Source organism: Acinetobacter sp. 226-1, assembly GCF_030329325.1.
Taxonomy (GTDB): Bacteria; Pseudomonadota; Gammaproteobacteria; order Pseudomonadales; family Moraxellaceae; genus Acinetobacter; species Acinetobacter sichuanensis.
In genome coordinates, this window is the sequence record NZ_JACANU010000001.1 from 92,840 (window position 1) to 106,322 (window position 13,483).

Annotated in this window: 13 protein-coding genes; 12 read left to right on the top strand and 1 reads right to left on the bottom strand. The window is 37.4% G+C overall.

The genetic code is table 11. The features are described 5' to 3' along the window. The first annotated feature begins 599 nt into the window (after positions 1–599). The 4 genes from ligA (at position 600) to HX124_RS00475 (ending at position 6,424) form a co-directional block, all read left to right on the top strand. Positions 600–2,624 (top strand): NAD-dependent DNA ligase LigA, encoded by a 2,025-nt coding sequence (gene ligA / locus HX124_RS00460; RefSeq protein ID WP_107009508.1) that lies wholly within the window; start codon positions 600–602, stop codon positions 2,622–2,624. 224 nt (positions 2,625–2,848) lie between these two features. Continuing rightward, a complete protein-coding gene (locus HX124_RS00465; protein ID WP_286381611.1) occupies positions 2,849–5,038 on the top strand; it encodes a TonB-dependent receptor in 2,190 nt (729 codons plus the stop codon). A 368-nt stretch (positions 5,039–5,406) separates the two neighbouring features. Next, the gene (gene ftn / locus HX124_RS00470) at positions 5,407–5,871 is read left to right on the top strand and encodes a heteropolymeric bacterioferritin subunit Ftn (RefSeq protein WP_286381612.1); all 465 of its coding nucleotides are present in this window, start codon (positions 5,407–5,409) and stop codon (positions 5,869–5,871) included. Between the two features lie 163 nt (positions 5,872–6,034). After that, on the top strand, positions 6,035–6,424 hold the full coding sequence (locus HX124_RS00475) for a hypothetical protein (protein WP_286381613.1): 390 nt from the start codon (positions 6,035–6,037) through the stop codon (positions 6,422–6,424). A 5-nt stretch (positions 6,425–6,429) separates the two neighbouring features. Here HX124_RS00475 and HX124_RS00480 read toward each other — a convergent pair whose 3' ends face one another. Further along, entirely contained in the window at positions 6,430–6,999 is a 570-nt protein-coding gene (locus HX124_RS00480; RefSeq protein WP_286381938.1) for a peroxiredoxin, read from the bottom strand. 133 nt (positions 7,000–7,132) lie between these two features. On the opposite strand from HX124_RS00480, the gene HX124_RS00485 reads away from it, so the two are divergent. The 8 genes from HX124_RS00485 to HX124_RS00520 all read left to right on the top strand — a co-directional run bounded on the left by HX124_RS00485 (position 7,133) and on the right by HX124_RS00520 (position 13,290). Further along, entirely contained in the window at positions 7,133–7,456 is a 324-nt protein-coding gene (locus HX124_RS00485; RefSeq protein ID WP_286381614.1) for a DUF6176 family protein, read from the top strand. Positions 7,457–7,506: 50 nt separating this feature from the next. Continuing rightward, a complete protein-coding gene (locus tag HX124_RS00490) occupies positions 7,507–8,226 on the top strand; it encodes an alpha/beta hydrolase family protein (RefSeq protein WP_286381615.1) in 720 nt (239 codons plus the stop codon). A 102-nt stretch (positions 8,227–8,328) separates the two neighbouring features. Continuing rightward, on the top strand, positions 8,329–9,645 hold the full coding sequence (gene bioA / locus HX124_RS00495; RefSeq protein ID WP_286381616.1) for an adenosylmethionine--8-amino-7-oxononanoate transaminase: 1,317 nt from the start codon (positions 8,329–8,331) through the stop codon (positions 9,643–9,645). After that, a complete protein-coding gene (locus tag HX124_RS00500) occupies positions 9,642–10,799 on the top strand; it encodes an 8-amino-7-oxononanoate synthase (protein ID WP_286381617.1) in 1,158 nt (385 codons plus the stop codon). Before bioA ends, HX124_RS00500 begins: the two co-directional genes overlap by 4 nt. Positions 10,800–10,818: 19 nt before the next feature. After that, a complete protein-coding gene (gene bioC / locus HX124_RS00505) occupies positions 10,819–11,610 on the top strand; it encodes a malonyl-ACP O-methyltransferase BioC (protein ID WP_286381618.1) in 792 nt (263 codons plus the stop codon). A 51-nt stretch (positions 11,611–11,661) separates the two neighbouring features. Further along, positions 11,662–12,150: a hypothetical protein gene (locus HX124_RS00510; protein WP_286381619.1), complete on the top strand. Its 489-nt coding sequence runs from the start codon at positions 11,662–11,664 to the stop codon at positions 12,148–12,150. Positions 12,151–12,172: 22 nt separating this feature from the next. Further along, positions 12,173–12,811: a dethiobiotin synthase gene (gene bioD / locus HX124_RS00515; RefSeq protein ID WP_286381620.1), complete on the top strand. Its 639-nt coding sequence runs from the start codon at positions 12,173–12,175 to the stop codon at positions 12,809–12,811. A gap of 26 nt (positions 12,812–12,837) precedes the next feature. Beyond that, positions 12,838–13,290, top strand: a complete 453-nt coding sequence (locus HX124_RS00520) for a macro domain-containing protein (protein ID WP_286381621.1) — start codon at positions 12,838–12,840, stop codon at positions 13,288–13,290. Positions 13,291–13,483: the final 193 nt, after the last annotated feature.

Here is a 13,483-nt window from a genome sequence, read left to right on the forward strand (position 1 = left end):
TTTTTTTATATCAATAACTGATGTTACGCAGTAACTCTCAAATTAAACTTTGGAGCTAGAAAAATGTGGATACACGGAAACGTCATCCGCAACGTGTTTGAGGCAGGACTACTTTGGGTAGAAATGTTTCTGCGATGTATTTATCAATTTGCGGTGGTTGACGAGTTTTGCGGTGAGGAGCAACGCTCCGCAAGATGGTTTTCTTGCAAAGCTTCGCTTTTCATTTTGCCGAATGAGAAACATCGTTTCGTAAGAGTAGGTCGAGCCTGAGCAAGTTAAAGTATACTTTGACGAAGCGCAAGACGCAGTGGCTGATCCTAAATTTAAACTTTAGATGTAAGACCCCGTCATGTAAATTTAACTTTTGCTTTTTTTCAGCTATTTAATTTAAATCCAATGCGTAACATCAGTCAATAATTCTTTAAATATCGACAATGACGGAGTTGAAATAATACAGCGCTCGACTTCGATGATTTTAGCGACAATTTTTGTCGTGCAGTTGTGGCATTTGCTTATATCCAGAAACAAAATTCATTTATAATTGGCATCAAACTTATTTAGGGCGGACTTTTCGCCTTTTGTTATATGGTGAAAACAATATGGATAACATAGCCGTAATTTCTCAGATGCGCCAACTTATTAATTTGCTTGCTCAACACAATCATGCTTATTATGTGATGGATCAGCCTAGTATTACTGATAGTGAATATGATCAACTTTTTCATCAATTGAAAGCTTTAGAAGAACAATATCCTGATTGTATACAGGCAGATACCCCCACCAATAAAGTGGGTGGACAGGCACTCTCCAAATTTGAAAATATGACACATACTGTGCCCATGTTATCGCTGGGTAATGTATTTAATGAAGAGGAACTTTTTGCATTTGCACGTCGTGCAGAAGAGCGCCTACCTAATCAGCAAATTCAATATGATGTTGAATTAAAATTTGATGGTTTAGCAATTTCACTTTGGTATGAAAATGGTGTTTTGGTACGTGGTGTGACGCGTGGTGATGGTGAAACAGGTGAGGTAATTACTGAAAATATAAAAACCATTCGTAATCTACCTAAAATCTTGTCTAGTGATACCAGTGCTATTCCTGAACTATTAGAAGTTCGTGGCGAAGTATTGATGCCCAAAGCAGGTTTTGAAAAACTAAATGCTGAAAATGAAGCTAAGGGTGAAAAAACCTTTGCAAATCCACGAAATGCAGCAGCAGGAAGTTTACGTCAGTTAGATCCAAATATAGCGGCTGCACGTCCATTAGCATTTTATGCGTATGGAATTGCACAGTGTGAACCCATGCATCACTTAAATACCATGTCAGAGAGTTTAACTTGGTTAAATCAGCTTGGTTTTGCGGTGGGTGAGCGGCATTTTGTTTGTGATAGTATTCAAGATGTACAGGCTGCATACGAAAAAATTAATCAAGAACGTCCAAGTCTTTCAGTTGAAATTGATGGAATGGTGATTAAAGTAAATGATTTAAAACAACAAAAACAATTGGGATTTTTAAGTCGAGAACCACGTTGGGCAACAGCGTATAAATTTCCTGCTGTGGCTGCATTAACTACAGTCGATCATATTGATTGGCAAGTTGGACGTACTGGCGCATTAACTCCTGTAGCGCGTTTAAATCCTGTGGCAGTTGGTGGTGTGACTATTTCTAATGTCACTTTGCATAATATTGGTGAAATTCATCGTTTAGATGTACGTATTGGCGATACAGTCAGTGTTTATCGTAGTGGCGATGTCATTCCTAAAGTTGAAAAAGTTTGGTTGGATTTTCGCCCTGATACCGCAATACCTGTCGTTTTACCTGAGTGCTGTCCTGTTTGTGCTTCACCTGTTGTGATGCCTGAAGGTGAAGCATTGGCACGTTGCTCAGGTGGTTTATATTGTGCAGCACAACGTATTGAAGCGATTCGTCATTTTGTTTCTCGTAAAGCCATGGATATTGAAGGTTTAGGCGATCGTTGGGCAGAATCATTATTACATCTAGATTTACTCAAAGATGTGTCAGACATTTACCATCTACATGAGCATCGTGAGAAATTACTGACGATTGAGAAAATGGGGGAGAAGTCAGTACAGAACCTGATTGATTCTATTGAAAATAGTAAAAAAACGACCTTTGCAAACTTTATCTTTGCTTTAGGTATTCGAGGAGTAGGTGAAAATACTTCTCGCATGTTATCCAATACTTTCCAAACTTTAGAAGCATTACGTGCGGCTGATGTTGAGGCTTTGAAAAAAACGCCTGATGTGGGAGATATTACGGCTGAATGGATTGCTGACTTTTTCCAAGCCGAACACAATTTAGAGGTTGTTAATCGTTTAATTGAGGCTGGTATCCATTGGGATGCACCAATTGCACCGAGTCGTCAGCCATTAAATGGTGAAAGTTGGGTCATCACAGGAACACTGAGCCAAATGGGGCGTGAAGAAGCAACACAAATATTGCAGGCTTTAGGCGCGCGTGTCAGTGGCAGTATTTCAAGTAAAACCAAGTGCTTAGTTGCAGGTGAAAAAGCAGGTTCTAAACTTGAAAAAGCGGAAAAAGCAGGCGTTAAAGTGATGACAGAAGCTGAGTTTTTAGAGTTTATACAACAGTATCAATAAATTTTTAAGTGCTATAGAGGAGAGTTTTGGCTCTCCTTTTTTATGTCTTTTATATGTGATGATGACTTTTGATCATCAGTAATATATTGATAAATTAAGATGATGTTAAATGATATTCATTATCGTTATTGTAAATAAAAACTTAAATCAACATTAAATATTACAATAAATAACACAAGTGATTACGAATATAATAATCATTATCATTTTTGTTTAAAAGTATTGTGGCTATGTTTTCAAAAAAAGTATTAGTAAGTTCAATCGGACTTGCTATGATTACGAGCACTTTAAGCTCAATGGTTTGGGCTGATGAAGATATCGAAGTGTTGGAAGCTGTCACTTTACAAGCGCAAAAACAGAAAACAAATGAAAATTTTGCTCAGGGTCAGCTTAAACAAAAGAGTAATTTAGGTATCTTGGGTGAGAAAAAAATAGTCGATACACCTTTTAGCGTGACATCCTACAACACAAGTTTGATCCAACAACAGCAAGCCGCAACAGTTGCTGAAGTCCTTAAAAATGATCCAAGTATTCGTATTACAACCAATCAAGGACACTTAAACGAAAATTTTAAAATTCGTGGTTTCGATGTAAATCATGAAGATATGGCATATAACGGTTTATTTGGAGTAGCACCTTATGGACGCATTCCAACAGAGTTTTTAGAGTCCGTCACTGTACTCAAAGGTCCGAATGCTTTGGTTACAGGTGTGGCGCCTACAGGAAGTGTTGGTGGTGTCGTCATTGCAAATTCTAAACGAGCGAACCAAGACTTGACCCAAGTTTCAGCATCTTTGGAGGATGGCGGATACTATCAGTCAGGTTTTGATATTTCTCGACGCTTTGGTGAAAATAAAGAGTTCGGATTACGTACAAATGCGGTATATGGTCAAGGTGAACATATTATTGACGGTATGGATGATCGTCATATTTCAGGTGCAATTGCGGCAGATTACACCACTGATAAAGTCAAAATAAATTTTGACTCATATGCGATTCGAGATAATCGTACAGGTGGTTCACCTGCGATGATTGCAATGGGTGTTAAAGATTCGAAAGGCAAGGGTGTGACTCAATTAATGTCAGCACCTCAAGGTGATTTAAATTATTTTCCTCATTTACAAGGAGGAACTGTCAGTAATTTTGTAGGGTTATCAGGAGAATATAACTTTAGCCCTGATTTCAAAACATTTGCAGGTATTGGCTATATTGAAAAACAATATGCAGGGCATCTATTTGGTACACGTATGATTGTAACTGATCTAGACGGTTCAGCTAGCTCACAATATTATCGTGTTGCCTCAAAAGAGCATAATACGGCAGCAAATACAGGTTTCGAGGCAAAATTTGATACAGGTGCAATCAAGCATACTTTGGCTTTAAGAGCAGACTATTTGACACGAAAATACAGTCAGCATACAGGTCAAGGAGCAACTCCTGTTACATTTGAGACCAATATTTATGCACCAAGCGATCAAGGTCATATGCCTGAAGCACGACCAAACACTGCGCCATTGGGTGACAATGAATATGTAAGTTATACCCTAACAGATCAAATCTCTATGTTTGAAGATAAATTACAATTGATCTTGGGTGCACGTTATCAAGATATTGATACTAAAAATTTACAAAAAAATACGTCTTATAGTGATGACAAAGTTTCACCAAGTTTGGGTATTGTGGTGAAACCATTTGGTGAAAATTTATCACTCTATGCAAGTTATGTTGAAGGCTTATCTGAGGGATCAACGGTTAATAACGAGGCTGATGCCAATAATAATGTCACTTTTGCACCTTTCCAAACCAAACAATATGAGATGGGAGCAAAGTATCAACAAGGTACTTGGTTAAATACGTTATCTATTTACCAAATTGAAAAACCAAGTACATTAACGACAGCTTATCAAGATGCAACAAATAAAACGCTTACTCAAATTACAACAGATGGCGCCGAAACACGTTCAAGAGGTGTAGAGTGGGCTTTTTCGGGTGCGTTGCGACATGGCTTAAACTTAATGGGTAATGTAGCGTATAGCGATGTTGAATTGACCAAAGCGAGTCTAAGTAAGGGTGTTTCTGTGGAAGGAAATACTGTTTTTGGCGTACCTGAGTGGACAGCTTCTTTAGGTTTGGACTACGCAATTCCATTGGTTGATGGTCTCAATGTGACAGCACGTGCAAACTATGTGGGCAAACAATATATGAATAATGCCAATACCTTAGAGTTACCAGACTTTACGATTGTTGATTTGGGGGCACGTTATAAAACAAAACTAGGTGGTGTACAAACGACCTTTTTAGCCAATGTAGACAATGTTGCAGACAAAAAGTATTGGGAAGGCATGTTTAATGAAAATTATGCTTTAGTTGGTGGAGCACGTACTTATAAATTAGGCGTAACATTCGATTTTTAAAGGCTAAATGAGCCTATTGACTAGAAGAGCAATAGGCTTTTTTGGGAGTCTAAATGGGTTGTGATCTGGCGGGTGAATGATTCTGTGTCAATGAGCAATGTGGTGAGTTCCTTTTATATTTCTTGAAATAAGAAGCATTAGTAATCGTTACAAATCTTAAAATTTCATTTTATAGAGCAAAAAAAACGTTATTGCAGAGGTAAATCTATGCAAGCGCTTATTTTTTATCTGAAAAATTAATTAAACGAACTGTAAATGCGTATGTTTCTCATTTTAATTTTATAAAAATCATAAACTTACACATTTTATTTTTTGCATTGTACTCAAAACTTGTCCATAATGTCTTAAAAGGGTATGGAGTAATTGAAATGCGTGGCAATCCAGAAGTTATAGACTATCTAAACATGTTGATCGGTGGTGAACTGGCTGCTCGTGATCAATATTTAATTCATTCTCGTATGTACGAAGATTGGGGTTTAAGTAAAATTTTCGAACGTATCGATCATGAAAGCCAAGAAGAAGGCGCACATGCCGATGCTTTGATTCGTCGTGTATTGTTCCTTGAAGGCACACCAAACATGGATCGTGATGAGATCGAAGTGGGTACTGATGTTGTAACCTGTTTAAAAGCAGACCTTTCACTTGAATATCATGTGCGTGAAAAATTAGCGCAAGGCGTGAAGCTTTGTGAAGAAAAGGGCGATTACGTCACTCGTGATATGCTTCGTCAGCAAATGTCAGACACTGAAGAAGATCATACCTATTGGCTTGAAAAGCAAATGCGTTTGATCGAATTAATTGGTTTACCTAATTATATTCAGTCGCAAATGTGAGTTGAATCAGCGTATTTAACGAATTGATGTTAAAAGCCTTTATATGAATGTATAAGGGCTTTTTTTATATCTATATCAGTCTCATAAAAGCTTTGTCATTGAATACTGATTCTAATAATTGATAATAGTCAGCATGTATAAAAATTAATTACCTGAGGATGATATGTTACTTAAAGATCAACTTGATTATTTAACACTGAAAAAGACATTATTTACCTATACTTTTGAATGGATAGATCATCTTGAATATTTGAAAATATGTGAAAAAGAAGTGTATGGAGAAAATTACCAATTTATTTTAGACAACTTTAAAGCATGTGGCTGGAATAGCGAAGGAGTTCTTGCCGAAATATGGATTCCGCCATTTGCGATAGGCTATATATTAAAAGAGCCTCTCGATCATGGTTTTAATTTATATAAAAATTGGACACATGGCTTTATATTGTGGCATGTCAAACAAGTTGAGGATGGGATTCCCTATATTGCTTCAATTAAAGAGTTAGAGTTTTTGTATTATGGACTCTATGATAAAAACTTTAATTATGATGAATAAGGTGTCTATTTCTGAGCAAACTTTTGAATATCCGCCAAAACCTGCCCTGCATGAGTTTGCGTATTCACACTACTATAGTGATAGGTCACAATTCCCTGAGGGTCAATTAAAAAAGTTTCTCTTTTTGCTATTTTAACAATTCCAAGATTACGCACAATACCGAATTGTTCAGCAAGTTGATGATTTTCATCGGCTAAAATTGGAAAATTCAGTCCAAGTTTTTCAGAGAATTTTTGATGTGATTGCACATCATCCAGACTTACGCCTAAAACCACGGCATTATTTTTAATAAATTGTGGATATAAAGACTTAAATTCATTGGCTTCTTGTGTGCAACCAGGTGAGTTATCTTTAGGATAAAAATAGAGTATCACCCATTTGCCTTTATATTGGCTCAGTTGATGCCATTTTGAGTTTTGATCCTGTAGCTTAAATGCAGGTGCCGGTTTTCCAACCCATTGTTTTTGATCTGAATCAGCTTTTGAGAAAATTGAATTTTCAGCATGACTCTGACTGAGTATGCCCAAAGTAGAAATGGAAAGTAGACTGATACTGAGGAGTTTAACGAATTTCATCATAGGTGCTTTCCAATCTTTAGGCTGTCTTGATCTTAACAAACTTTATGATGGCTACCTAAACTAAAATGTTTGTATTTAGTGCAAAGCATTTTATGATCTATTTTTTTTAAATAAATACAATGAGAAACGTATGGACGTTGGTGCAGTACTGATCAGATTAAAATCCAATTCAATGTCAAATGTTGCAGCATGGCAAGCGGAGTTAAATGCCCGAAAAAATGAAGCCATTGAAACACTTAAAGCGGAAGGTGTATTTGTAGAGTCTTGGTTTCATGTGGAATTGGAAGGGCAGGATTATTTGATTGCTTATATGCGTGCCGAAGATATTGCCAAAGCACAACAAATTGGAAGGGAAAGTAGTTTTCTAATTGATGCGATGCATAAGGCTTTTAAACAAAACTGGGAAAGAGGTTATAAAGCAACTTTGTTGGTAGATTTGGAAAATAATGAATGATCATTTTGAGTCTATACTATTTCAAATTTTTCAATATTTTCGAGTTTACCTTGAATCAAAAAATCTTACTCATTACAGGCTGGGGCGGTGGAACGAAACTGCTCAACTCACTTCAACAGGCTTTGCAAAGTAGAGGGCATCAGGTTGAACTGATGAATATTTTCAATGCTTTAGATCAGCATGTTTTGCAACAGCATGTCGAAAAAGCCAAAGATTTTGATGTGATCATGGGCTGGTCATTGGGTGGGCAACTGGCTACTTTATTGGTCGATCAGATTGATCAACAATATTATGAACAAAAAGTGCTGATCACTTTAGCTTCTAATCCTTGCTTTGTAGAAAATGAACAATGGCACACAGCAATGCCAAAAATGACATTTCAAAGCTTTAAACAGTCTTTTGAAAACAATGCAATTGCGACTTTAAAGAAATTTGGTTTTATGGTCTGTCAGGGTGTGGAAAGTACCAAAGCAGATTTCATCATGTTGCAAAGTTTGCTTCAAGCACAAAAAATAGAATTGCTTGAAGCAGGTTTAAAACTTTTGGAACAATTAAATCTTGTCAGCATCCTGAAAAATTACACAGGAAAGCAATATCATTTACTGGCAAAGCAAGATTACTTAGTTAGTTACAAAGTCTGCGAAAATCTGCAAAAATTAGATGCGAAGTTTTTACAAGCAGAGCTGATCAGCGGCTCTCACGGCTGTCCTGTATTTCATTATGAAGATATAACTGACAAAATCTGCCAATATTTACAAAAAATAGAATAATTTGCAGGGTGACTGGTGAAAATCGCAATTTCATTTTAATCTGCACAGGTTTAAGATCTGTAAATTAGATTTTTTGCTGTACCGAATGGAATGGAGTTTAGGATGACCGATGTATTGGCTAATTCATTGAGTGAATTAAGTGATCAACAGTTTGATCTACAACATCTTTGGCATCCTTATACATCTATGACAAACCCATTGCCGACCTTTAAAGTCAAAAGGGCACAAGGTGCAATCATTGAACTTGAAGATGGGCGTCAGTTGATTGATGGTATGTCGTCTTGGTGGTGCGCCATTCACGGTTATAATCATCCTGAACTGAATCAGGCGGTGACGGATCAACTGCAAAATATGTCGCACATTATGTTCGGTGGTTTTACCCATGATCCTGCGATTCAACTTGGAAAATTACTGTTAAAAATTACCCCACCAAGTCTGGATAAAATTTTCTATGCAGACTCTGGTTCGGTTGCAGTCGAAGTCGCTTTAAAAATGGCGGTGCAGTATTGGACGTCATTGGGCAAAAATAATAAAACCAACTTTGTCACACCACGTTCGGGCTATCACGGCGATACATGGAATGCGATGTCCGTGTGTGATCCTGTCACAGGCATGCATCAAATTTTTGGTTCAAGTTTGCCGAATCGACTCTTTGTACCTGCGCCTCAAGTTGGTTTTTATGATGAATGGAATCAAACTGATATTGCTGAACTGGAACAGACTTTAGTTGATCAGCATGAAAATATTGCCGCTTTAATTCTTGAGCCGATTGTGCAGGGCGCAGGTGGTATGCGTTTTTACCATCCTGAATATTTGCGTCAAGCTAAGTTACTCTGTGAAAAATACCATGTCTTAATGATTTTTGATGAAATTGCCACAGGTTTTGGACGTACAGGCAAGCTTTTTGCATGGGAATGGGCAGGTATTGAACCTGATATTATGTGCATCGGCAAAGGACTGACAGGCGGTTATATGACATTATCGGCAACACTCACCACCCAAAAAATTGCTGAAACCATCAGTCGGGGTGAAGCAGGCGTGTTTATGCACGGTCCAACTTTTATGGCAAATCCATTGGCATGCGCAGTTGCAGTGAAAAGTACAGAATTACTGATTTCCCAAGATTGGCAAGCCAATATTCAGCGTCTTGAAAATCAATTATCTACATATTTACAACCACTTGCACAGCTTGATTATGTGAAGGATGTACGAGTACTTGGTGCGATTGGTGTGGTGGAACTCACCTTTAATGTCGATATGAAAAGCTTACAACAGGAATTTGTGCGCCGTGGCATTTGGATTCGCCCATTTGGCAAATTGGTCTATGTGATGCCTCCTTATGTTATTTCCGAACATGAATTAAAAACTTTGTTAGAACAATTGGTTGAAGTGGTAGCACAGTTGGAGAAATCTGCATGAGTCTGCTCGATCATTTTTCAAATCAGCTCGATCAACTGAAACAACAAGGCAATTTACGTCAGTTCACAGCCAATATTCAGCAAGATCGCTACATCACCATTCATGATAAAAAGATGTTGAATTTAGCATCCAATGACTATTTGGGTTTGGCTTCCAACATTCAGCTACGTGAACAATTTTTTGATGAAAACCCAAATTCAGCGCGTTGGATGAGTTCGTCATCTTCACGTTTGTTGACGGGAAATTTCGCTGAATATGAACAGCTCGAAGCGAGTTTAAGTCAGGCATTTCATGGTCGCTCTGCGCTGTTATTTAACAGTGGTTATCACATGAATATTGGAATTTTACCTGCACTTGCAGACAGTAAAACCTTGATTCTGGCTGATAAACTGATTCATGCAAGTATGATTGATGGCATCCGTTTATCGACTGCGAAATATGTACGTTATCGCCATAATGACTTGGTGCATTTGACTCAACTTTTACAGAAATATCATGCAGATAATTCATTTGAACGGATCATCATTGTCACTGAATCCATTTTCAGTATGGATGGGGATGAAACCAATCTTGCCGAATTGGTGAGGATTAAAAAGCAATTTACTAAAGTCATGCTTTATGTCGATGAAGCGCATGCCATTGGTGTACGTGGTGAGCAAGGCTTGGGTTGTGCTGAACAATATGGCGTGATGGATGAGATTGACTTTTTAGTTGGCACGTTTGGTAAGGCAATGGCGTCGATTGGCGGTTATTTGATTTGTCATCAAGTCATTCGGGATTATCTGATCAATTCGATGCGTCCGCTGATTTTCAGTACCGCACAACCACCGATTTGTATGGCATGGACAGATTTTATCTTTAAAAAAGTCCTGCATTTAAATACTGAACGTCAGCATTTACGCAGCATCAGTCAACATTTACAGCAAGCCGTTCAAGCCAAAGGTTTTGATTGTCCTTCGACCTCGCATATTGTGCCTGTGATTATTGGTGAATCGAGTAAAACTGTAGAAAAAGCAAAAGCCTTACAAGATGCAGGATTTTATATCATGCCTGTACGCCCACCGACTGTGCCACAAAATAGTTCTCGCTTGCGTATTTCATTGACCGCACACATTCAGCAGACTGAGCTTCATCAGTTGATAGATTTATTGTAAATAGCATGTGATTAATAACGTGAATCATTCAAAAATAGATAAATCACAAGTGGCTTTGCGTTTTGCACAGGCAGGGCAAAGTTATGTCGAACATGCAATTGTACAAAAACAGATTGCACAACATTTATTTGATTTAACTCAACAATATTGCCCTGAACTATTTAAAAATGCTGTAGAAAATGTTTTAGAAATCGGTTGTGGCTCAGGCAATCTCAGCCATTTACTACTTAAAAATATGCAGATTGATCATTTAACACTGAATGATCTGTATCCTGAAATTCAGCAACATTTTCAAACCCATTCTAAAATCAGTTATCTCATTGGTGATATTGAACAGCTTGAATTTCCACAGCATTTAGACTTAATTACCTCAAGTTCAGCTTTGCAATGGGTACAGAATTTAGATGATATTTTCTTAAAAGCCTGTCAAAGTTTAAATCCGCAAGCCTGTTTGGCATTTTCGAGCTTTGGTGAAAAAAATCTACAGGAAATAAAAGCCTTAACAGGGCAAGGTTTGGATTATTTATCGATTGAAAATATTCAGCATTTACTTGAAAAAAATGGTTTTGAAATCCTACATATTTCCGAGCAAATTTCTCATTTAAACTTTGAACACCCCAAGCAAGTGTTACAGCATTTAAAAGCCACAGGGGTTACGGCAACGGCTTCCAATTTTCGTTGGACGAAGCAAAGTTTGCAGAATTTTTATCAGGCTTATCAACAGTTTTCATGGAGTGATGAATCAGATCAAACGCAGTATCCATTGACTTATCATCCGATTTATTGCATCGCACGTAGAGTTGAAAGATAACTATGATAATGTTTATAAGGTATTTATAGAAGTCGTTTTAGGCAAAATTATATGGCTAATCGAAAATTATCGCCTGATGATATGATGAAAGTGGGTATATATGAACTATTGGGAAGTGTTGGGTTTTATGTATTTGATAATTATCAATGGGCTACAACTTTTTTGTTTACGGGAATTGTACTTTTTTTAATTGGTTATTGGCAATTAAATCGTGATGATGAAATTTCAGGCTTTCAATCTTTTGTTATAGTTTCAACAATTTGTTTATCTATATATGCTTCGGGTGAAGTGGCTAATTATATGAATAAGCAATCATCAATTCAAAAACTATGTGGTTCTGTTGAAAATATAAAAATTGTGAAAGGTCGAGGAGTAAGTACCTTTGATTTAGTTGCAAAAGATCGTCAGCAAACTTTTGCATACAATGAACATAAAGCAATTGTAAGTTCCTATCCCAATTTATGTATTGATTATTCTTTCGATCAAAGATGGTCAGAGTATACTCATATTGTTGAAATTTATCCCCAACCTCATCAGTAGATTAGTTATTAGGAATGTAAAAATGAGTAATGTGTATTTCGTCAGTGGGATCGACACAGGTATTGGCAAAACTTACGCGACGGGCTATTTGGCGAAATTGTGGAATGAACAAGGCAAAAAAACCATCACGCAAAAACTGATTCAAACGGGCAATGTAGACATTTCCGAAGATATTGAACAGCATCGTCAGATTATGGGTATGGGCTGGTTTCCTGAAGATGAAAGCAAACTGACTATGCCTGAAATTTTTACTTATCCTGCATCGCCTCATCTCGCAACGAAAATAGATGGTCGTGAGATTGATTTTCAGAAAATTGAAAATGCCACAGCACAACTTGCAGAAAAATATGAAATTGTATTGCTTGAAGGTGCAGGTGGTTTGATGGTGCCACTCACTACAGATTTACTTACGATTGATTATGTTGCTGAGAAAAAACTGCCTGTAATTTTGGTGACTTCAGGGCGTCTTGGCAGTATTAACCACACCATTTTAAGTCTGGAAGCACTCAAAAGTCGTGGTTTGGAATTGTATGCATTGGCATATAATTTAAAAGACCAATCGCAAGATGAACTGATTTCCAAAGATACAGCTGAATATTTAAAAGGATATTTGGCGAAACATTTTCCACATAGTCAATGGATCGATATTCCTGTAATTTAACAGTACATGATTTTACGGAAATAGAGATGAAACAGCAGTTTGGTGATTTGCTTGTACTCGCAGAACAGGGGCAGTTTGATGTGATTGTGCATGGCTGCAATTGTTTTTGTACCATGGGTGCAGGCATTGCCAAAGCCATTAAAGAAAAATTTCCTGAAGCTTATCAGGCTGATTTACAGACCGTTTCAGGAGATCGTGGCAAACTTGGCACTTATAGTCAGGCAAAGATTCAGTGTGAAGGGGTTGAGTTTGTAATCATCAATGCTTATACGCAGTTCAATTGGCGTGGGCGTGGGATTAAAGCAGACTATGTTGCGATTGAACAGGTTTTTAAGTCGATTAAGTCTGAGTTTTCAGGCTTGCGTATTGCTTATCCGCTGATCGGTGCAGGACTTGCAGGTGGGGATTGGGCGGTGATTTCTAAAATGATTGATCATGAGCTACATGGCGAAGCGCATACTTTAGTTAGGTTGATTTAAGATCTTACATGAATGATTGATGTAATGAACCATTGAAATAAGATGACGATATGCTCAGTGGGATATTTATATTCTCTTGGTGTCATACTACGGACATAAAGCGAATAATTACTCATGTATATAGAGAGGCTGAGTCAAATTGGAGCAAAGTAGATGTAAACTTTGTTTTTCTATCTTGTCATCAATAGATATG

Bases quoted from the DNA above. Each gene is read 5' to 3' on its own strand.
- HX124_RS00500 (WP_286381617.1), top strand. From the start codon at position 9,642: ATGAGTCTGCTCGATCATTTTTCAAATCAGCTCGATCAACTGAAACAA.
- HX124_RS00480 (WP_286381938.1), bottom strand. From the start codon at position 6,999: ATGAAATTCGTTAAACTCCTCAGTATCAGTCTACTTTCCATTTCTACT.
- bioD (WP_286381620.1), top strand. From the start codon at position 12,173: ATGAGTAATGTGTATTTCGTCAGTGGGATCGACACAGGTATTGGCAAA.
- bioA (WP_286381616.1), top strand. From the start codon at position 8,329: ATGACCGATGTATTGGCTAATTCATTGAGTGAATTAAGTGATCAACAG.
- HX124_RS00485 (WP_286381614.1), top strand. From the start codon at position 7,133: ATGGACGTTGGTGCAGTACTGATCAGATTAAAATCCAATTCAATGTCA.
- HX124_RS00510 (WP_286381619.1), top strand. From the start codon at position 11,662: ATGGCTAATCGAAAATTATCGCCTGATGATATGATGAAAGTGGGTATA.
- HX124_RS00475 (WP_286381613.1), top strand. From the start codon at position 6,035: ATGTTACTTAAAGATCAACTTGATTATTTAACACTGAAAAAGACATTA.
- HX124_RS00520 (WP_286381621.1), top strand. From the start codon at position 12,838: ATGAAACAGCAGTTTGGTGATTTGCTTGTACTCGCAGAACAGGGGCAG.
- ftn (WP_286381612.1), top strand. From the start codon at position 5,407: ATGCGTGGCAATCCAGAAGTTATAGACTATCTAAACATGTTGATCGGT.
- ligA (WP_107009508.1), top strand. From the start codon at position 600: ATGGATAACATAGCCGTAATTTCTCAGATGCGCCAACTTATTAATTTG.